The organism is Streptomyces sp. DT190 (genome assembly GCF_049846985.1).
GTDB lineage: Bacteria > Actinomycetota > Actinomycetes > Streptomycetales > Streptomycetaceae > Streptomyces.
On the sequence record NZ_JBNCNM010000020.1, the window covers coordinates 26,822 to 45,438 of the forward strand.

Sequence of the window (18,617 nt, forward strand, 5' to 3'; positions counted from 1 at the left end):
GCCCGGCCCGCGCTACGGGCGGAACCGCAGGATCTGCGGGTCGTGGTCGCTGATCTGGTCGTGGAACTCCGCGTTGACGTGCACGCTGTCGTACTCGAAGTCGCAGCCGCGGCGGATCGACGGGCTGATCAGGATCTGGTCGAGGACCTGGCTGTTGCCCTGGTAGACGTACGAGTAACGCTCGCCGCGCGGCAGCGACTTGATCGCCGACCAGAGTTCGCCCCGGCCCTCCAGCAGCTCGGCGGTCCGGGAGAACTCGAAGTCGTTGATGTCGCCGAGGGTGACGACGTCCGCGTTCTTCTGGGTGTCGAGGATGTCCTTGACGAAGGCGTTCACCAGGGTGGCCTGCTGGTGGCGCTGCGTCTCGGAGCTGCGGGCCGGCGGCTGGTACTGGGAGGTGAGGCCCTGGTCGCCGCCCTTGGAGTTGAAGTGGTTGGCGATCACGAAGACCGAGCGGCCGCGGAAGACGAACTCGCCGGCCAGGGGCTTGCGGCTGTTCTTCCACGCCTCGTCGGCGGGGGCGATGCGGCCCGGGCTGAGCGTCAGGTGCGCCTTGCCGCGGATCTTCGTCACGCCGGTGGCCGTCGTGGCGTCACCGCCGGCGCGGTCGGCGAAGGAGACCCGCTCGGGGTTGAACAGGAACGCCTGGCGGATGTTGCCGCCGGGCTCGCCGCCGTCGGTGCCGTCGGCCGGGTCGATCGAGCGCCAGTCGTAGCGCGGGCCGCCGGCGGCGACGATCGCGTCGATCAGCTTCGTCAGGGTCTGGTCGGCCGCGACCGTGCCGTCGTTCTTCGCGCCGTTGTTGTCCTGGATCTCCTCCAGGGACACGATGTCCGGCGACTGCAGGTTGTTCACGATCGCGGAGGCGTGCGCGGCGAAGGTCTCGTCCGCCGGGTCGAGGTTCTCGACGTTGTAGGTCGCGACCGCCAGCTCCGAGGAGCGCTGCTTGCGGGTGGTCTCGCGCTCCAGACCCCCGCTCTTCAGCGTGCCGAGGTCGCTCGCGACCAGGGTGTAGCCGCCGAACTGGTTGTAGTCCAGGGGGCCCGTGGTGGTGCCGGCGAGGGTGTCGCCCACGTTCGCCTTCGGGAAGTCCGCCGTCGCGCCGAGGGACTGGATCTGCAGCCGGCCCGTGTTCTGGGCGTCGTAGGAGCCGTAGACGGTGCCGCCGTGGCCGGTGCGGTTCTCGTGCGGCTTCACCGTCACCCAGAGTTCGGTGTACGGGTCGGTGGCGCCGACCACGCGGGTGTCGGCGACCTGGACGGTCATGCCCTCCAGCGACTCGTAGTAGTCCAGGGCGTACTTCGCGGGCTGCAGGGGCAGGGCGTTGATCGAGCCGCCCGCCGCCGTGTCGCCGGCGGGGGTGTAGGCGGCGGGGACCGAGCGTGCCGTGACGGGCGTGGCGGCGGGCAGTTCGTTGCCGCTGGACAGGACCGTGGTCGTGGGCTTGGTGATCTCCGTCAGGGCCTGGTTGCCGGAGCCGGTGCCGCCGGGGACGTACTCCGAGACCGTGCCGCTGACCTTGACGGAGTCGCCGACGGCGACGCCCTTGGGGGTGGAGCTGGTGAAGACGAAGACGCCCTCACTGGTCGCCGGGTCGGCGTCCGGGGCGGTGTCCTGGATCCAGAAGCCGCGGGACGAGCCGTAGGTCCGGACGCCGGTGACGATTCCGGTCACGTCCGTGACCTGCCGGCCGGCGTACGGGGATATCCGGGTGCTGCCCTGGATGTCGTGGATACGGACCGATTCCGCGTGCGCGGGGGTGGTGAGGACGATCGAGGACGCCGCGGAGCACGCGGCGGCGACGGTGAGCGCGGCGAGGCGCGCGGACGACTTGCTGGGCAACGGGATTCCCTCCGGGGACGTGACAGGGCGCCGGGACGAGGGTGGTGCTCGGACTGTCCGCCGCCTCTGTGGGGCGGGCGGTGTGACGCGCGTAGACGACGAGGGCGGGGCACCTGGTGGGGCAGGTCCGGTGAACAAGTGTCCGCCGACTTCTACGCGCGTCAATCTCCAGCCTGGCCACGTCACTTGTCAAGGTTTCGGCCATGTACGGCAGTCGACGGGGAGATGAAGCGGGCGGCATGGGTGGAAATCCGTCTAGGCTGAGCGGTTGAGTCACCTGAAGGCGCGCTAGGAGAAACAGCCGATGTCAGACAGCTCCCCCCTGCCGCCGGTGCGGCTGCACACCGAAGCGGAGCTGGCGCGCGACGCGCTGTCCACACCGTTGCTGTCGAGGGCCGCCCGGCTCGCCCGCTGGGCCGGGCCGGACACCCGCGTCGACGCCGGGGGCGGGCTCGTCGACGAGCAGCTGCCCGCGGCCGCCGAGGCGCTCGGGCTCGGCGGGGACGAGGCCGCAGCCGACGCCAGCGAGGCGTGGCGGGTCGCGGTGGACTCCGGGCTCGTCGAGATCGTGGACGAGGAGGAGGGCACCGTCCGCGCGGGCGAGGACCTCGCGCTGCTCACCGGCGGTACGCCGCACGACGTGCTCGCCGTGTGGCTCGCCGCCCTGGAGACCGTGCTCGCCGACGCGAGCGTGCCCGACCTCGACGGGCTGCTGGACGAGGACGGCGAGGTCGACCTGTCCGGCCTCGACTGGGACCCGGAGGCCGAGGCCGAGTTCCTCGACGGCGTGCTCGGCAACCTCTACCTGCTGACCGCCGGCGAGCAGGCCCCCGGCCAGGCCCCGGTGCCGCTGCCGGCGCTGGCCGCCTCGGTGATCGTCCCCGGCGACATGGGCGAACCCACCAACGACGTCCTGGAGCAGGTCTCCGACGCGATGATGCGCCTGGACGACCAGTTCCGGATGCTGGAGCCGGTCGGTCTCGTGGAGTACCAGCCCGTCGACGAGGCGCTCCTGGCCGACGCCGACGAGGAGCCCGCTGCGCCCGTCGACGACACCGACGTCTCCCGGTACGGCATGGTCCGGCTCACCCCGCTCGGCCTGTACGGCATGCGCGCACGCCTGCTGGAGGCCGGCTTCGAGGCGCCGGCCGTCGGGGACCTGGCGGACAAGGGGGCCGACGCGCTGCTCGACGGCACCGCGGCGTTCCCGCCGGCCGCGGCGCAGGCCGAGACCGAGCAGTGGCTGCAGCGGCGGGACTCCCTCGCGGCGGCGCGGGAACTGCTGGCGGCGGCGCGGGGCTCCGACGCCGGGGCGCCGTTGCGGCGGCTGCGGTGCCAGCAGGCGCTGTCGCTGGTGGGGGCCTCGGCCGAGCCCGCGTTGCGCGAGGTCCTCGACGACGCCGAGCTGGGCGGCCTCGCCCGGGTCTGGCTGACCGAGCACGGGGCGGCGGACGTGCCCGCGCCGTCCGAGGCGATGGTGTACTGGCTGACCATCGACACGGTGGCCGCGCAGCTCGCCGCGGAGGGGAACTCCGAGGAACTGCGCGCGCTGGTCGCGGGACTGGCGCAGCAGCACAGCGGGTTCTTCACGGCGGTGTGGCGGGTCGACCATCCCGCGACCGCGGACGTGCTGGAGGCGATGGGGCGGCTGCACCCCGACAAGAAGGTGGCGAAGGAAGCACGGAAGGCGGCGTTCAAGGCGCGGTCGCAGCAGGCCGGCTGACCGGCTCGCGGGGAGCGGCGCGGCGGTTGCTTGGCGCGTCGTTCTCCGCGCCTCCGGGGTGTTGTTCAACCGGCGTTCACATGTGAGCGGGACGGTTTCGCCGTACGAGGTCCGCCACCCTCCACGGCATCCCCCGTCACAGGAGACTCCATGTCGCTCACCCGCAGGGACTTCGCCAGAACCTCCGCGATCACCGGTGCCGGTGTCGCGCTGGCCGGCAGCGTCGGCGCCCTCGCCAGCGCTCCGAACGCCCTCGCGTCCTACGACACCGACACCGACAGCGCGCAGGACACGGCGGACGCCCGGCACGGGGTCGGCTACGGGCCCCTCGTGCCCGACCCCCGGGGCATCCTCGCCCTGCCGGCCGGGTTCTCGTACCGGATCATCACCTACAGCGGCAAAACGAAGCTGGAGACGGGCGAGTTCACGCCGTCCAACCACGACGGCACCGCCACCTTCGACGGCCCGCGCGGCACCACCCTGCTCGTCAACAACCACGAGCTGAAGGGCCCCCGCGCCAACTGGGAGCACCCCGTCCCGCTCACCGAGGGCCTCGTCTACGACCCCGCCGCCTCCGGTGGCTGCACGGTCGTCGAGATCCGCCCCGACGGACGGGTCGCCGAATGGGTGGGCATCGCCGGCACCTCCACCAACTGCGCGGGCGGCCGCACCCCGTGGGACACCTGGCTCACCTGCGAGGAGAACTCCGACCGGGCCGGCACCAACGGCATGACCAAGGACCACGGCTACGTCTTCGAGGTCGACCCCGTCGACCGGCGTGCCAACCGCGACCCCAAGCCGCTGAAGTTCTTCGGCCGGTACGACCACGAGGCCGTCGTCGTCGACCGGCGGCGCGGTCACGCCTACCTCACCGAGGACGCCGCGAACCCCAACGGCCTCTTCTTCCGCTGGACCCCGCCCGAGGGCTTCACACACGGCCCCGGCGCGTTCCGGACGCTCGCCGACGACGCCGGTGCCCTCCAGGCACCCAAGTGCTACGACTCCGGCGGCCGGTTCGTCGACGACCTGTCCCGCGCCACGCGGATCGGCACCGTCTACGGCGTCGACTGGGTCGACGTGCCCGACCGCGACGCCCGCACCACCCCCGTGCGCAAGCAGTTCGGGGCCGGCGAGGTCACCCGCGCCCGCAAGCTGGAGGGCATGTGGTGGGGCGACGGCGGCGCCTACATCGTCTCCTCGTACGCCCGGGACGAGAGCCCGGTCCGGCACGACGGGCAGGTCTGGTTCTACGACCCCCGGCGCCGGACCCTGACGCTGAAGGTCCTGCTCGGCGTGAACCCCGACCCGTCCCGCGACGGCGCCCTCGACGGCCCCGACAACATCACCGTCTCCCCGTACGGCGGGCTCGTCATCGCCGAGGACGGCGAGGGCGTGCAGCACCTGTTCGGGGCCACCGACAGCGGACGCACGTACCCGATCGCCCGCAACGAACTCAACATCGGCAGCGCGGAGGAACCCGAGTACAGCGAGTTCGCCGGTGTCACCTTCTCGCCCGACGGCCGCACCCTCTTCGCGAGCATCCAGACGCCCGGAATCCTGCTCGCCATCACCGGTCCGTGGAAGCGGCAGAAGCGGTAGGAGGACCGGTTCGCCGTGGGGGCTTGGCGGAGGGCACCCGGATCCGGCTTCCGGACGGCAACCAGTCTTCGCTGTGGCCCTCGCATCCGGGCGCGTGCTGGAGGCAACGGCCGACTGCCAGTGGGCCGTTCGCGACCGTGCGGGCTCACGCCGTCCCACCGGGACAGACGGACCTACTGCGTCGAGGTGGTGCCGTCCCGGCTCTACGTTGCCAACGGCATCGTGGTCGGAGGCGGGTCCGCCCCGGCCGAGGACATGTGACCTTACTGCTGCGTTCCGGGACGGTCGTGCGCTCATGCCTGCGCCGCCCTTGCTGTGCAGAGCACTGACATCTAACATTTCAGTTCATGGAAGCCATCCGGCCCGTGCCCCGCACCCTGCTCAGGGACCGGGCCTACGCGGCGATCCGGGACGCCATCGTGGCCGGGGAGATCGAACCCGGCGCGGTGGTGCGCGACGCCGATCTCGCCGAGCGCCTCGGGCTGTCCCGGGCCCCGGTCAGAGAGGCGTTCTCCCGGCTCGTGGACGAAGGGCTGCTGGAGAGCAAGCCGCAGAGCTACACCCGGGTGACCCCGCTCGTGGCCGCCGACGTCCGGGACGCCGCCGCGGTGGTCGGCGCCATGCACGAACTGGTGACCCGGGTCGCCGTGCCCCGGCTGGCCGCCGCTGACCTCGCGGTGATGCGCGCCGCCAACGAGCGGTTCGCCGCGGCCGTGCGGGCCGGTGACGTCGACGCCGCGCTGCGCGCCGACGACGACCTGCACGAGGTCCTCGTCCGGGCCGGCGGCAACCGCGCGGCCGCCGCGACCGTCGCCCGCTACACCCCGCTCATCCGCCGACTGGAGCGCCGGCGCTTCGGCGAGGGCGGCAGCTGCCGTTCGGCCGGACTGCACGACCGGCTGATCGACGCCTGCGCGGCCGGCGACACGGCCGGGGCGGTCCGCGTCACGGCGGAGATCTGGCGGGGCCTCGAAGAGCTCGCCGACTGAGGCGGACCCACACCCACCCGGGAGGAACCATGTCCCTTTCCTCGTACGCGCGTTACCCACTGCTCTTCGGCCCCTCGCCCGTGCACCCCCTGGAGCGCCTGAGCGCACACCTCGGCGGCGCCTCCCTGTGGGCGAAGCGGGAGGACTGCAACTCCGGCATCGCCTACGGCGGGAACAAGACCCGCAAGCTGGAGTACCTGGTCGCCGACGCGCTCGCCCAGGGCTGCGACACGCTCGTGTCGATCGGCGGCGTGCAGTCCAACCACACCCGCCAGGTCGCCGCCGTCGCCGCCCGGGCCGGACTGCGGTGCGTCCTCGTGCAGGAGAGCTGGGTGGACTGGCCGGACGCCGTGTACGACAAGGTCGGCAACATCCTGATCAGCCGCCTCGCCGGGGCCGACGTCCGGCTGGTGAGGGCCGGGTTCGGGATCGGGTTCAAGGAGAGCTGGGAGCAGGCCTTGCGGGAGGTCGAGGAGTCCGGCGGCAAGCCGTACGCCATCCCGGCCGGGGCCTCCGACCACCCGCTCGGCGGTCTCGGCTTCGCCGGCTGGGCGCAGGAGGTGGCGCGGCAGGAACAGGAGCTGGACGTCTTCTTCGACACCGTCGTGGTGTGCTCGGTGACCGGGTCGACCCAGGCCGGCATGGTCGCGGGGTTCGCCGCCCTGGAGGAGGCGGGCGGGCGGCCCCGGCGGGTGCTCGGCATCGACGCCTCCGCGAAACCGGCCGCCACCCGGACCCAGATCGCCCGCATCGCGCACCGCACCGGGCAGCTCATCGGCGTCGGGCGGGAGCTGACCGAGGCGGACGTCGAGCTCGACGAGCGCTACCACGCCGGCACCTACGGCGTCCCCGACGAGACCACCCTGGCGGCCATGCGCCTCGCGGCCCGCACGGAGGGGATGGTCACGGACCCCGTCTACGAGGGCAAGTCGATGGCCGGGATGGTCGACCTGGTGTCCCGGGGCGAGATCGGCCGGGACTCCACGGTGCTCTACGCCCACCTGGGCGGCCAGCCGGCGCTGAACGCCTACAGCGCGCTGTTCTAGGCCGGGCCGGCGACGTGGCCGGTGGGGACGACGGGCCTCCCGCCGGCATCGCGCCAGGCACCCGCCCCGGCCGGGAGAACCCGCCTAGGAGTAGCCCTTCGTCCCGTCCAGCAGCTCCCGCACGATGTCCGCGTGCCCGGCGTGCCGTCCGGTCTCCTCGACGAGGTGGATGAGCATCCAGCGGAGGCTGGCCTTGGCGGAGCGGTACCCGGGGTGGCGGCCGACGTCGTCCAGGCATGCCGCGGCCACGATCTCGTCGCTGCGCGCGCACTGGGCCTCGTACGCGGCGAGCGCCTGCCGCAGGGTGATCGAATCGGTGCGCCAGTCGGCGTCCTCGTCCGTCTCGTCGAAGGACGGGTTCTCCTTCTCGTCGCCCCCGAGGAACAGCACCTCGAGCCAGGTGTGCTCGACCCAGCGCATGTGGGTGATCAGCCCGGCCATCGTCATCGCCGGCGAGGTCGGGACCACGGAGCGGTGCGCGTCCGCCTCGCTGAGGCCCTCGCACTTCCACCGCAGGATCCGCCGCTGGAGTTCCAGCCATCCCAGGAGCGTGGTGCGCTCGTCGGCCTGGAACGGGGGACGTTCGAGTGAGGGGGCCATGCCGACGGACGGTAGCGCGCCCCGCCCCGGGTTGTCGCCCGGTTTTCGGCGGGCCCGGCGACCGCCGCCCCGGCCGGGAATCAACCGCCCGGCCGACGGGTTGTCAGGCGGTATCCGACGTCATGAGGAGCCGCCATGTCCGACGAACCAGCCGTCCGCGAACTGCGCCTGGTCGTGACCGCCGACGACTACGACGCGGCGCTGCACTTCTACCGGGACGTGCTCGGTCTGCCCGAGCGGGGCGCCTTCGCCTCCGAGGACGGACGGGTGACGATCCTGGAGGCCGGGCGGGCCACTCTGGAGCTGACCGATCCGAACCATGCCGCGTTCATCGACGAGGTCGAGGTGGGGCGGCGGGTGGCCGGGCACATCCGGGTCGCCTTCCAGGTCGACGACTCCGCCGCCACCACCGCCCAGCTCGCCGCGGCCGGGGCCGAGGTCGTCGCCGAGCCGACCCGCACCCCCTGGAACTCGCTGAACTCCCGGCTCGAAGCCCCGGGCGCCCTGCAGCTGACGCTCTTCACCGAGCTCGGCGACTGAAGCGGCCCCGGCCCGGCCGCCACCCCCCGCGGCCCGGCCGCCACCCCCCGCGGCCCGGGGCGCCGGGCCCTGCCGTCCGCCCTGCCGGGCCGTGTCCGGCGCCGGATAAGGTGCTGGGCGTGCGGACGGACGAGCAGCGCGCGGAACCGGGAGCCGAGCGCCCCGACGGTGCGCGGCGCCGGGCCACGATCCACGACGTCGCCCGCCTGGCCGGGGTGTCACGCCAGACGGTCTCCCGGGCGGTCAACGACAAGGGGGAGATCGACCCGGCCACCAAGGAGCGGGTCCTGGAGGCGGTACGGCTCCTGGACTACCGGCCGAGCCGGTTCGCGCGCGGCCTCGTCCAGAAGGGCGCGGTCACGGCCGGCCTGGTCATCCCGGACCTGCGCAACCCCTTCTTCCCCGAGGTGGCCGCCGGGGTGCTGGAGGCCGCCGAGCAGCGCGGCTGGCAGGTCGTCGTGTGGGACTCGCGGATCGACGGGGCCCGGGAACGGCAGGCGCTCGACGTGCTGTCCCACCAGGCGGACGCCGTCGTGGGCTACTTCAGGGACTCCGACGACGTCCTCACCCGGCACCTCGGGGGCGTCCCGCTGGTGCTGCTGGAGCGCGGCCCGCGCCAGACCCGGTTCGCGGCCGTCGGCATCGACGCCGCGACCGGTGTCGAGCAGGGCATGCGCCATCTGTACCGCCGGGGCCACCGCAGGATCGGCATGCTCGACGGCGTGCACGGCCCCGGCCCCCGCCGGGCGGCCTTCCTGGAGCAGGCCCGGCGGCTCGGCCTGCCGGTCGGTGAGGACTGGATCGTCACGTGCCCCGAGCACAGCGTGACGGGCGGCGAGACCGGCATGGAGCGGCTGCTGCGGGAGCGGCCCGGGATCACGGCGGTCTTCGGCTTCAACGACCTGATCGCGCTCGGCGCGATGCGCACCGCCCGCCGTCACGGGCGCCGGATCCCCGACGAGCTGGCCGTGCTGGGCTTCGACGGCCTGTCCCTGGGCGAGTTGGTGGAACCCGCCCTGACCACCCTGCACATCGACAAGCGGCAGCTGGGCCGGCTGGCCGTGGAACAGGTGGCCCGGCTGCGCGCGGGCCAGGAGCCCCTGCGGGGCGCGGAGGCCTGGGTGACGCCGGAACTGGTGGTGCGCGCCTCGGCCTGAGCCGCCCCCCCCCCGCCGGACCGGACCGGGAGGTGCGGTCGCCCGGTCTCGGTAGGGTGCGGGGGAGTCCCCGGTCGGTGAGGAGTGGTCGCGTGGCGCAGGTCAAGCCCATGCGGGCGGACGCCCGGCGCAACTACGAGCGGTTGCTGCGGGTGGCCGCCGAGGCGTTCGCCGAGCACGGCGAAAGGGCGTCGCTCGACGACATCGCCAAGCGGGCCGGGGTCGGCTCCGGGACGCTGTACCGGCACTTCCCGACGCGGCACGCCCTGCTGGAGGCCGCGTACCTGGACCGGATCGAGGCGCTCGCGGCCCGCGCGGACGCGCTCGCCGCGGAACTGCCGCCGGGCGAGGCGCTGCTGGAGTGGCTGCACGAACTCGGCACCGGGATGATCCGCATGCGCGGCCTGCGGGCGCTCCTCGGCCCGGCCGTCACCGAGGGCGACTCGGCGGCGGCCACCGCCTGCGGCGACTGCCTGCGGAGCGCGGCGGGTCGGCTGGTCCGGGCGGCGCGGGAGGAGGGCGCGTTGCGGCCGGACGTGGAACCGATGGACGTCCTGCGGCTGGCCCACGGCGTGGCGACGGCCTCGGAACTGGCCGACGGGCAGGGGCGTCACATCCGGCGGTATCTCGCCCTGTTGACGGAGGGGCTGCGGCCGCGGGAGCGCTGACGCGGGGAGACCCGGGGACCGGGGGTTCGGGGAACCGGGGACCCGGGGGCCGGGGGTTCGGGGAATCGGGGACCCGGGGGCCGGGGGACCGGGGAACCGGAGGACCAGGGGTTCGGGGAACCGGGGAACCGGGGGACCGGGATCAGGGGACCGAGGGACCGGGGGTTCGGGAACCGGGGGACCGGGGGCCGGAGGCCGAGGGCTCGGGGACCCGGGGGCCGGTTGATCGGGGAACCGGAGGACCGGGGGCCGGGGGTTCGGGGAACCGGGGGACCGGGGGACCAGGGATCAGGGGACCGAGGGACCGGGGAACCGGAGGACCGGGGAACCAGGGGGACCGGGGACCGGGGGACCGGCGTGCGTACCGGCACGTGCCTCGGCCGGGCCACGTGCGGGCGTCGGACGCCCCCAGCCCTGGCGTGGGACGCCCCCAGCCCCGGCGTGGGACGCCCCCAGCCCCGGCGTGGGACGCCCCAGCCCCCGGCGTGGGACGCCCACCGGACCGGCGTCGGACGCCCCCGGGCAGGGGGCGTCCGGGACGTCGGTCGTGGGGCGCGGGCGTCACAGTGCCTGTGCCGCCGGCTTCACCATGCCCCTCACCGTGCGGGACTTCACGAAGTCGCCCATCGCCGTCATGTCCCACTCGCCGGAGAACTGGCGGATCAGCTTGGCCATCATCACGCCGGTCTGGGCCTCGGCGCTGGTGAGGTCGAAGCGGACCAGCTCCTCACCGGTCGTGCCGTCCAGGAGGCGGCAGTAGGCCTTGGCGACCTCCGTGAACTTCTGGCCGGAGAAGGAGTTGACCGTGAAGACCAGGCCGGTGACCTCCTGGGGCAGACGGCCCAGGTCGACCGTGATGACCTCGTCGTCACCGCCGCCCTCGCCCGTGAGGTTGTCGCCGGAGTGCCGGATCGCGCCGCCGACGATCTGCAGCTTGCCGAAGTAGCAGCTGTCGATGTGGTTGCGCTGCGGCCCGTAGGCGATGACCGAGGCGTCCAGGTCGATGTCCTTGCCGCGGTAGGCGGGCTCCCAGCCGAGGCCCATCTTGACCTGGGAGAGCAAGGGGCGGCCGCCCTTGATCAGGGAGACCGTCTGGTTCTTCTGAAGGCTGACCCGGCCCTTGTCGAGGTTGATCTTCCCGGCGCCGGGGGCGGGCGGCGGGGGCGTGGCCGGGGCGGCCGGGGGAGCGGCGGGCGCGGCGACGGGCGGGGCCGGCGGCTGCACCGGGGCCGGCGGCGGCGTCACCGGCTGGGCCGGGGCGGCGGCGGCCGGTTCCTCGACCGTCACGCCGAAGTCCGTGGCGATGCCCGCCAGGCCGTTGGCGTAGCCCTGGCCGACGGCGCGGGCCTTCCACTGGCCGTTGCGCTGGTAGATCTCCACGACCACCAGGGCCGTCTCGCCGCCGAGCTGCGGGGGCGTGAACGTGGCCAGGACGGAGCTGTCGTCCGCGTTGCGGATCGTGGCCGTCGGTTCGATGCCCTGGAAGGTCTGGCCCGCGGCGTCCGGGCTGGCCGTGACGACGATCTTCTCGATGCCCGGGGGGAGGGCCGAGGTGTCGACCACGATCGCGTCGGGCGCGCTGCCGCCGCCCGAGCGGTACGTCACGCCGGGGCCCGACGGCTGGTTGTAGAAGATGAAGTCGTCGTCGGAGCGCACCTTGCCGTCGGCGGTGAGCAGCAGGCCCGATACGTCGAGCCGCACCGGGGCGGCGACGTCCACCGTCACGCGGGCGGCGGACAGGGGGATGTTCGAGCCGGGGGTCATAGCTGTCATGCCCCGTGAACGAGCGAGGCGGTTTTGCCGTTCCCTTACCCTGCGGCCAATCGGGTCAGCGGCGGTTGCGCGGGTGGGCGCGGGCGGCGCGTTCGTTGCCGCGCTTGTAGTTGCCGGTCCAGCGGGCCATGACGAGCTGCGGGTCGGAGCCCTCGACCTCGGCGAGGAACCGCGCGGCGCGCGGCCCGTTCAGGGTGGTGGCGGGGCGGCCGTGGTGGCTGATGCGGACGGTTCCGCCGGCGTGCCGCTCGTAGGTGAATCCGTGGGGTCGTGGCATGCCGTGAGCGTAGGGCGGGCGGGGGCGGGAGCCCAGCGGATTTCGCGCGCTCCCGTCCCCGCCCGCGGCGGTCCGCAGCCCTACGGCACGACCACGATCTTGCGGCCGACCCCGGCCGCGAACTGCTCCAGCGCCTCGGGGTAGCGCTCCAGCGGGATGCGGTCGCTGATGAAGACATCCGGGTCGAGGACGCCGTTCGCGAAGAGTTCCGCCGCCCGCTCGAAGCTGTGCAGCACCGCCATCGAGCCGGTGATGGTGATCTCCTGGTTGTAGATGCGGTACGGGTCGATCGTCACGCGGGTCGCGTAGTCGGCGACGCCGAACTGCAGGAACGTGCCGGCCTTCGACACCCGGTCCAGGCCGTCCTGGATCGCCGCCGCGTTGCCGGTGGCGTCGACGACCAGGTCCCAGCCCTGCGGGCGGTCCAGCTCGTCCGGGTTCGCCGCCGCTCCCGAGACGCCGAGTCGGCGGGCCGTCTCCAGGCGGGTGGGGTTCACGTCGACGACGTCCACGCTCGCCGCGCCCGTGCGCTTGGCCAGCTCCAGCATCATCAGGCCCATCGTGCCGGAGCCGTAGATCAGCACGTGCGCGCCGAGGCGGGACTGCAGGACGTCGTAGCCGCGCACCGCGCAGGACAGCGGCTCCACGAGGGCCGCGTCCTGCGTGCGGACGTGCTCGGGCAGCTTCACGCAGTTCGCCACCGGGGCGAGGGCGTACTTCGCCGCGCCGCCGGCCGTCGTCACGCCGATCGCCGCCCAGCGCTCGCAGAGGTTGTTGTGGCCCGTACGGCAGTAGCGGCACTCGTGGCAGTACAGCGACGGGTCGACCGCGACCCGGTCGCCGACCGCCACCTCGGTGACCTGGGTGCCGACGCCGACGACCTCGCCGGCGAACTCGTGCCCGGGCACGATCGGCAGCTTCGGGGCGAACTCGCCCTGGAGAATGTGCAGGTCCGTGCCGCACAGCCCGCAGGCCGCGACCTCGACGACGACCTCGCGCGGCCCTGGCGTCGGGTCCGGGACCTCGGCGACGACGGCCTTGCCCACGGACTCGATGACGGCGGCCTTCATTTCACGGCTCCCAACGACAGGCCCTGGACCAGCTTGTCCTGGGCGGCGAACCCCGCGGCGAGCACCGGCAGGGAGATGACGAGCGACGCGGCGCACACCTTCGCCAGGAACAGGCCCTGGCTGGTGATGAAGCCGGTCAGGAAGACGGGGGCGGTCTCGGCGACCACACCCGTCAGCACCCGGGCGAAGAGCAGTTCGTTCCAGCTGAAGATGAAGCAGATCAGGGCCGTCGCCGCGATGCCCGGGAGGGCGATCGGGGCCACCACCCGCCCGAGCACCGTCGGCAGCCGGGCCCCGTCCACCCGGGCCGCCTCGATCACCGCGACCGGGATCTCGGCGAGGAAGGACTGCATCATCCACACCGCGATCGGCAGGTTCATGGAGGTGTAGAGGATGACCAGCAGCCAGATGTTGTCGAGCATCCCGGCGTTCTTGGCGAACAGGTAGATCGGCAGCAGGCCCGCCACGGCCGGCAGCATCTTCGTGGAGAGGAAGAAGAACAGGACGTCCGTCCACTTGCGGACGCGGTTGATGGACAGCGCGTAGGCCGCAGGGAAGGCCAGCAGCAGCACCAGCAGGGTCGACGCGACGGACGCCACCATGGAGTTGATCAGCGCCGGCCAGGGGCTCGCGCCGCCGCCCGCGCCGAAGAACTCGCGGTAGCCGTCCAGGGTCAGGGCGGCCGCGAAGGACGGCGGGTTGGTCGCCGCGTCCGTCTCGGAGTGGAAGGACGTCAGCGCCATCCACGCGATGGGCAGGAAGAACGCGATGCCGAGCAGCCAGGCCAGCAGGCCCAGGCCCGCTCCCTTGCCACGGACACGGCGGGCACGCAGGGCGGTCGTGCTCATGCGCGGGACACCTCCTCGCGGAACAGGGACGACACCACGCGCAGGGCGAAGGTCGCGATGACGATGGAGCCGATGACGACCAGGACGCCCGCGGCCGAGGCGAGGCCGTTCTCGTGGGCCTGGTAGAAGCTCTGGTACACGGTGTAGGGGAGGTTGGCGGTGCCGAGGCCGCCGGACGTGATCGTGAAGACCGCGTCGAAGTTCTGGACGATGTAGATCGAGCCCAGCAGGGCGCCCAGTTCGAGGTAGCGGCGCAGGTGCGGGAGCGTCAGGTGCACGAAGATCTGCCAGTCGCTCGCGCCGTCGACCCGGGCCGCCTCGATCTGCTCGTGGTCGCGGCTCTGCAGCCCGGCGAGCAGGATCAGCATCATGAACGGGGTCCACTGCCAGATGAGCGAAGCCTCGACGGCCAGCAGCGGGGTGTTCGAGATCCAGTCGGGCTGTGGGCCGCCCACATAGTGCAACAACCCGTTGAACAGGCCGTATTCAGGGTTGTAGAGCACATGCTTCCAGAGCAGGGCCGCGGCGACAGGCACCACCAGGAAGGGCGCGATCAGCAGCGTCCGCACGATGCCCCGGCCGCGGAACCGCCGGTCCAGCAGCAGCGCCAGGACGAGCCCCAGCACCAGGCTGGCCAGCACCACGGCGACCGTCAGCAGCACGGTCGTCCACACCGAGTGGCGCAGGTCCGGGTCGGTGAGGACCTCCTGGTAGTTGTCGAGGCCCGCGAAGTGCCGGGCGTCGGGGTAGAGGCTGTTCCAGTCGAAGAAGGAGATCACCAGCGTGGCCACGAAGGGCAGCTGGGTCACGGCGATCATGAAGATCAGGGCGGGGAGCAGCGGGGCGCGGGTGGCCCAGGCACGCAGGCGGGCGGAGGGCCGGCGGACCGGGGTACGTGTCTCGGGAGCGGCCACGGGGGCCGTGGTCGTGGCGGTCATCGTCCCTCGTACTCCTCGGAGATCTTCTCGGCGAGCGCCTGCGACTTCTTCAGGGCCGACTCGACGGACTGGCGTCCGGCGATGGCCGCGCTGATCTCCTGGGAGACCTTGGTACCGAGGTCGGTGAACTCGGGGATGCCGACGAACTGGATGCCGGGCGCGGGCCGCGGCTGCACGCCGGGGTCGTCGGGCCGGGCCTGCTCGATGGCCTTCCTGGTCATCTCCTGGAAGGCGGCGGCCTCGGCGCGGTAGGCGGGGTTGGCGTAGGTGGACGCCCGCTTGCCGGCCGGGACGTTGGACCAGCCGATCTGGTCGCCGACCAGTTGCTCGTACTCCTTGCTCGACGCCCAGGAGACGAACTTCCAGGCGTCGGAGGGGTTGCGGGAGGCCTGCTGGATGCCCCAGGCCCAGGTGTAGAGCCAGCCGGAGGACTCCGTCCGCTCGACCGGGGCGGGCGCGTAGCCGACCTTGCCCTTGACGGGGGAGCCGTCCGCCTCCAGGGATCCGGCCGCCGAGGTGGCGTCGTACCACATGGCGACCTTGCCCTGGGTCATGTTGTTCAGGCACTCGGCGAAGCCGGACTGGGCGGCGCCGGACTCGCCGTGCTCGCGCACCAGGTCGACATAGAACTTCGTCGCCTTCTCGAACTCGGGGGAATCGAGCCGCGCCTTCCAGTCCTTGTCGAACCAGGTGCCGCCGAAGGTGTTCACGACGGTGGTCAGGGGGGCCATCACCTCGCCCCAGCCGGGCAGTCCGCGCAGGCAGATGCCCTTCATGCCGGGCTCGGCGCCGTCCGTCTTCGCCGCGAGGTCGGCCACCTGCTGCCAGGTGGGGCGCGCGGGCATCGTCAGGCCCTGCTTGTCGAACACGTCCTTGCGGTACATCAGGAACGACGACTCGCCGTAGAACGGCTGGCCGTAGAGCTTGCCGTCCTCCCCGGTGAGGGACTGGCGCATGGGCTTGAGCACGTCCTGCTCGTCGTAGCCCGGGTCCTTCGCCACGTAGCCGTTCATCTCGTGCAGCCAGCCGTTGCGGGCGTAGATCGGTATCTCGTAGTTGGACAGCGTGGCGACGTCGTACTGGCCGGCCTGGTTGGCGAAGTCCTGGCTGATCTTGTCGCGGACGTCGTTCTCCGGCAGGACGGTGAAGTTGACCTTGATGCCCGTCTCCTTGGTGAAGTGGGCGCGGGTCAGCTTCTGCAGCTCGACCATCTGCGGGTTGTTCACCATCAGGACGTTGATGGCGTCGCCGCCGGATCCGGCCCCGCCCGCCCCGACCCAGCAGCCGGAGAGCAGCGGGGCGAGCAGCGTCCCTGCGGCGGCCAAGGCGAGCGTGGCTCGCGGAGGCCGTCGTCGGCTCTGGGTTCGCATGGATCGCTCCTGGAATGAATGGGGAGATAAGGGGCAGCACGGGGTGTGACTGCACCCGGTAGGGGGACGGAGGGGCAGTGGCTCAGACGCGGATGACCTGCGGTCCGAGCAGGGAGTACCGGTGGGCCTCGGCCGTCGGCAGCAGGGTGCTCGTCACGATCGTCTCCAGGGTGCCGACCTCGGCGAACCGGCAGAAGCTGACCGCTCCGAACTTGGTGTGCACCCCGGCGAACACGGTGCGCCGGGCGGCCCGGATCGCCTGGGCCTTGACCTCGCTGACGGCCGGGTCGGGGGTGGTGAGGCCGTGCTCGCGGGAGATGCCGTTGGCGCCGATGTACGCCAGGTCGACGACGAAGCCGGCCAGCATCTTCGTCGTCCAGTGGTCGACGGTCGCGAGGGTGCCGGAGCGGACCCGCCCGCCGAGCAGCAGCACGGAGACGCTGTCGGACTCGGCGAGGGCGCCCGCGACCGGCAGGGAGGCGGTGACCACGGTCAGCGGCCGGTCCCGGGGGAGAGCCTCGGCGATGAGCTGCGGGGTGTAGCCCTCGTCGACGAAGACCGTCTCGGCGTCCCCGAGCAGGTCGGCCGCGGCGGCCGCGATCCGGCGCTTCTCGGGGACGTGGCTGGTGGCGCGGAAGGCGAGGGTCGTCTCGAACCCGGCGCTCTCCACGGGGTAGGCGCCGCCGTGGGTGCGGCGGAGCAGGCCGTGGTCCTCCAGGACGCGCAGGTCCCGCCGCACCGTCTCCTTGGCCACGCCCAGTTCGGCGGCGAGGACGGTGACGTCGACCGAGCCGTCACGCCGTGCGGCCAGCACGATCTCGCGCTGTCGCTCTTCCGCGGTCCTGTTCACGGCCGTCACCCGCCTTCCTGCCGCACTGCCCGTTCGGACCCTCGGTGGGTCATGGGGGAAGTTCTACAGCGGGTGTATCACCGATGGCCAGGTCTGTTGCGGGCGGGATCGTGCCCGGGTGTGCCCGTTCGGTCTTGGTCAGGTGTGCGCCGACGGGGGCGGGCCGGGGTGGCTCGCGGAGGTGTCGTCGCAGGTCACGCGAGTTCCCGCAGAGCGGCGAGTGGGGCCGGGCCGGGTACGGGCCGTGCCCGAATGCCCGAGCGGGCAGGCCCGTTCTCTGCCCGCCCGCCCCTGTGCGCCGACTTTTTCCGGTCAGTACGGCCAGATCGGCGGGTCGGTCACGAAGTGGCCGCCGAGGTAGGCGTGCGCCTCGTTCCCCGGCTCCAGCTCGCCCTGCTCGGCGATGAGCTTCGCGGCCCAGGGCTCGGAGTCGTCCTGCGGTTCGTAGCCCAGCGCCCGGGCGGAAGTGAGGTCCCACCACAGGCGGGTGTTGGCGGAGGAGCCGTGGACGACGGTGTGGCCGACCTGCTCGGCGGTCAGGGCCGCGTGGAAGAGGCGGGCGCCGTCGGCGGGGCTCATCCACACCGAGAGCATGCGCACGCTGGTCGGCTCCGGGAAGCAGGACCCGATCCGCACCGACACCGTCTCCAGGCCGTGCTTGTCCCAGTAGAGCTGCGCCAGGTCCTCGCCGAAGCACTTGGACAGGCCGTAGAAGGTGTCCGGGCGGCGCGGGGTGTCCACGGGGATGAGCGGGTCGCCGCCCTGGGGGCGGGGGGTGTAGCCGACGGCGTGGTTGGAGGAGGCGAAGACGATCCGGCCCACGCCCTCCTCGCGGGCGGCCTCGTAGAGGTGGTAGGTGCCCTCGATGTTCGCCTTGAGGATCTTCTCGAAGGGGGCTTCCAGGGAGATGCCGGCGAGGTGGATGATCGCGTCGACGCCCCGGACCGCCTCGCGCACGGCGTCCCGGTCGGCCAGGTCGGCGGTGATCGCGTCGGGGGCGCCCTCGACCGGGCGCAGGTCGAGCAGGCGCAGGTCGTAGCCGTAGTCCGGGAGCAGGTCCCGCATCAGGGTGCCGAGGCCACCGGCGGCGCCGGTGAGCAGGACGGTGCGGGGAGCGGGCATCCTCGGTTCTCCTTGAATCGCCGATCGTGCACATGCGCGCACGGCATTCATATGCGTGGACACGCTATGAAGCCATCGCGGAGCCCGTCAAGGGGGCGGCGGAAGCGGGGAATCCGCTGGTGTGACGCGGCTGCGTGCGCTTGACCCGCGCCGCGGCGGCGCCTTAGCGTGAAGTGGTTCAGAGATATAGACGCCAATCATGAAT

At 72.6% G+C, this 18,617-nt stretch carries 17 protein-coding genes; 7 read left to right on the forward strand and 10 right to left on the reverse strand.

Translation table 11 applies throughout. The features are described 5' to 3' along the window. Window positions 1-12: 12 nt before the first annotated feature. The gene (locus ACPXCS_RS29090; RefSeq protein WP_425945640.1) at window positions 13-1,842 is read right to left on the reverse strand and encodes an endonuclease/exonuclease/phosphatase family protein; all 1,830 of its coding nucleotides are present in this window, start codon (window positions 1,840-1,842) and stop codon (window positions 13-15) included. Window positions 1,843-2,146: 304 nt separating this feature from the next. Between ACPXCS_RS29090 and ACPXCS_RS29095 the strand changes: the two genes are divergently transcribed. The 4 genes from ACPXCS_RS29095 to ACPXCS_RS29110 all read left to right on the forward strand — a co-directional run bounded on the left by ACPXCS_RS29095 (window position 2,147) and on the right by ACPXCS_RS29110 (window position 7,199). Beyond that, window positions 2,147-3,565, forward strand: a complete 1,419-nt coding sequence (locus ACPXCS_RS29095; RefSeq protein ID WP_425945641.1) for a hypothetical protein — start codon at window positions 2,147-2,149, stop codon at window positions 3,563-3,565. 150 nt (window positions 3,566-3,715) lie between these two features. After that, window positions 3,716-5,164, forward strand: a complete 1,449-nt coding sequence (locus ACPXCS_RS29100) for an alkaline phosphatase PhoX (RefSeq protein ID WP_425945642.1) — start codon at window positions 3,716-3,718, stop codon at window positions 5,162-5,164. Window positions 5,165-5,511: 347 nt separating this feature from the next. After that, entirely contained in the window at window positions 5,512-6,153 is a 642-nt protein-coding gene (locus ACPXCS_RS29105) for a GntR family transcriptional regulator (RefSeq protein ID WP_425945643.1), read from the forward strand. Between the two features lie 29 nt (window positions 6,154-6,182). After that, window positions 6,183-7,199, forward strand: a complete 1,017-nt coding sequence (locus tag ACPXCS_RS29110; protein ID WP_425945644.1) for a 1-aminocyclopropane-1-carboxylate deaminase — start codon at window positions 6,183-6,185, stop codon at window positions 7,197-7,199. Between the two features lie 84 nt (window positions 7,200-7,283). Here the strand turns inward: ACPXCS_RS29110 and ACPXCS_RS29115 are convergent, their stop codons facing one another. After that, window positions 7,284-7,799, reverse strand: coding sequence for a DinB family protein (locus tag ACPXCS_RS29115; RefSeq protein WP_425945645.1), 516 nt, complete (start codon window positions 7,797-7,799; stop codon window positions 7,284-7,286). Between the two features lie 135 nt (window positions 7,800-7,934). Here ACPXCS_RS29115 and ACPXCS_RS29120 point away from each other — a divergent pair, with 135 nt between their 5' ends. The 3 genes from ACPXCS_RS29120 to ACPXCS_RS29130 all read left to right on the forward strand — a co-directional run bounded on the left by ACPXCS_RS29120 (window position 7,935) and on the right by ACPXCS_RS29130 (window position 10,164). Beyond that, entirely contained in the window at window positions 7,935-8,339 is a 405-nt protein-coding gene (locus ACPXCS_RS29120) for a VOC family protein (protein WP_425945646.1), read from the forward strand. 119 nt (window positions 8,340-8,458) lie between these two features. Next, the gene (locus ACPXCS_RS29125; RefSeq protein ID WP_425945647.1) at window positions 8,459-9,496 is read left to right on the forward strand and encodes a LacI family DNA-binding transcriptional regulator; all 1,038 of its coding nucleotides are present in this window, start codon (window positions 8,459-8,461) and stop codon (window positions 9,494-9,496) included. 92 nt (window positions 9,497-9,588) lie between these two features. Continuing rightward, a complete protein-coding gene (locus ACPXCS_RS29130; RefSeq protein ID WP_425945648.1) occupies window positions 9,589-10,164 on the forward strand; it encodes a TetR/AcrR family transcriptional regulator in 576 nt (191 codons plus the stop codon). 561 nt (window positions 10,165-10,725) lie between these two features. On the opposite strand, the gene ACPXCS_RS29135 is transcribed toward ACPXCS_RS29130, so the two are convergent. The 8 genes from ACPXCS_RS29135 to ACPXCS_RS29170 all read right to left on the reverse strand — a co-directional run bounded on the left by ACPXCS_RS29135 (window position 10,726) and on the right by ACPXCS_RS29170 (window position 18,412). Continuing rightward, window positions 10,726-11,928, reverse strand: coding sequence for a TerD family protein (locus tag ACPXCS_RS29135; protein ID WP_425945773.1), 1,203 nt, complete (start codon window positions 11,926-11,928; stop codon window positions 10,726-10,728). Window positions 11,929-11,992: 64 nt separating this feature from the next. Further along, a complete protein-coding gene (locus tag ACPXCS_RS29140; protein ID WP_425945649.1) occupies window positions 11,993-12,214 on the reverse strand; it encodes a hypothetical protein in 222 nt (73 codons plus the stop codon). Window positions 12,215-12,294: 80 nt separating this feature from the next. Next, complete coding sequence (locus ACPXCS_RS29145; RefSeq protein ID WP_425945650.1) at window positions 12,295-13,284, reverse strand: zinc-dependent alcohol dehydrogenase family protein; 990 nt, start codon at window positions 13,282-13,284, stop codon at window positions 12,295-12,297. Continuing rightward, window positions 13,281-14,132, reverse strand: coding sequence for a carbohydrate ABC transporter permease (locus ACPXCS_RS29150; protein ID WP_425945651.1), 852 nt, complete (start codon window positions 14,130-14,132; stop codon window positions 13,281-13,283). Before ACPXCS_RS29150 ends, ACPXCS_RS29145 begins: the two co-directional genes overlap by 4 nt. Then, window positions 14,129-15,070, reverse strand: a complete 942-nt coding sequence (locus tag ACPXCS_RS29155; RefSeq protein ID WP_383331930.1) for a carbohydrate ABC transporter permease — start codon at window positions 15,068-15,070, stop codon at window positions 14,129-14,131. Before ACPXCS_RS29155 ends, ACPXCS_RS29150 begins: the two co-directional genes overlap by 4 nt. Then, window positions 15,067-16,440: an ABC transporter substrate-binding protein gene (locus tag ACPXCS_RS29160; protein ID WP_425945652.1), complete on the reverse strand. Its 1,374-nt coding sequence runs from the start codon at window positions 16,438-16,440 to the stop codon at window positions 15,067-15,069. The genes ACPXCS_RS29155 and ACPXCS_RS29160 overlap by 4 nt, the downstream gene beginning before the upstream one ends. Before the next feature lie 82 nt (window positions 16,441-16,522). Beyond that, window positions 16,523-17,290, reverse strand: coding sequence for a DeoR/GlpR family DNA-binding transcription regulator (locus ACPXCS_RS29165; RefSeq protein ID WP_425945653.1), 768 nt, complete (start codon window positions 17,288-17,290; stop codon window positions 16,523-16,525). 312 nt (window positions 17,291-17,602) lie between these two features. Beyond that, window positions 17,603-18,412 carry an NAD-dependent epimerase/dehydratase family protein gene (locus ACPXCS_RS29170; RefSeq protein ID WP_425945654.1) on the reverse strand — a complete coding sequence of 270 codons (810 nt, stop codon included), beginning with the start codon at window positions 18,410-18,412 and terminating at the stop codon, window positions 17,603-17,605. Window positions 18,413-18,617 lie beyond the last annotated feature (205 nt).

Excerpts from the sequence above, each read along its gene's own strand:
- ACPXCS_RS29115 (WP_425945645.1), bottom strand. The coding sequence starts at position 7,799 with ATGGCCCCCTCACTCGAACGTCCCCCGTTCCAGGCCGACGAGCGCACC.
- ACPXCS_RS29110 (WP_425945644.1), top strand. The coding sequence starts at position 6,183 with ATGTCCCTTTCCTCGTACGCGCGTTACCCACTGCTCTTCGGCCCCTCG.
- ACPXCS_RS29155 (WP_383331930.1), bottom strand. The coding sequence starts at position 15,070 with ATGACCGCCACGACCACGGCCCCCGTGGCCGCTCCCGAGACACGTACC.
- ACPXCS_RS29140 (WP_425945649.1), bottom strand. The coding sequence starts at position 12,214 with ATGCCACGACCCCACGGATTCACCTACGAGCGGCACGCCGGCGGAACC.
- ACPXCS_RS29120 (WP_425945646.1), top strand. The coding sequence starts at position 7,935 with ATGTCCGACGAACCAGCCGTCCGCGAACTGCGCCTGGTCGTGACCGCC.
- ACPXCS_RS29105 (WP_425945643.1), top strand. The coding sequence starts at position 5,512 with ATGGAAGCCATCCGGCCCGTGCCCCGCACCCTGCTCAGGGACCGGGCC.
- ACPXCS_RS29135 (WP_425945773.1), bottom strand. The coding sequence starts at position 11,928 with ATGACCCCCGGCTCGAACATCCCCCTGTCCGCCGCCCGCGTGACGGTG.
- ACPXCS_RS29160 (WP_425945652.1), bottom strand. The coding sequence starts at position 16,440 with ATGCGAACCCAGAGCCGACGACGGCCTCCGCGAGCCACGCTCGCCTTG.
- ACPXCS_RS29170 (WP_425945654.1), bottom strand. The coding sequence starts at position 18,412 with ATGCCCGCTCCCCGCACCGTCCTGCTCACCGGCGCCGCCGGTGGCCTC.
- ACPXCS_RS29145 (WP_425945650.1), bottom strand. The coding sequence starts at position 13,284 with ATGAAGGCCGCCGTCATCGAGTCCGTGGGCAAGGCCGTCGTCGCCGAG.
- ACPXCS_RS29095 (WP_425945641.1), top strand. The coding sequence starts at position 2,147 with ATGTCAGACAGCTCCCCCCTGCCGCCGGTGCGGCTGCACACCGAAGCG.
- ACPXCS_RS29150 (WP_425945651.1), bottom strand. The coding sequence starts at position 14,132 with ATGAGCACGACCGCCCTGCGTGCCCGCCGTGTCCGTGGCAAGGGAGCG.
- ACPXCS_RS29100 (WP_425945642.1), top strand. The coding sequence starts at position 3,716 with ATGTCGCTCACCCGCAGGGACTTCGCCAGAACCTCCGCGATCACCGGT.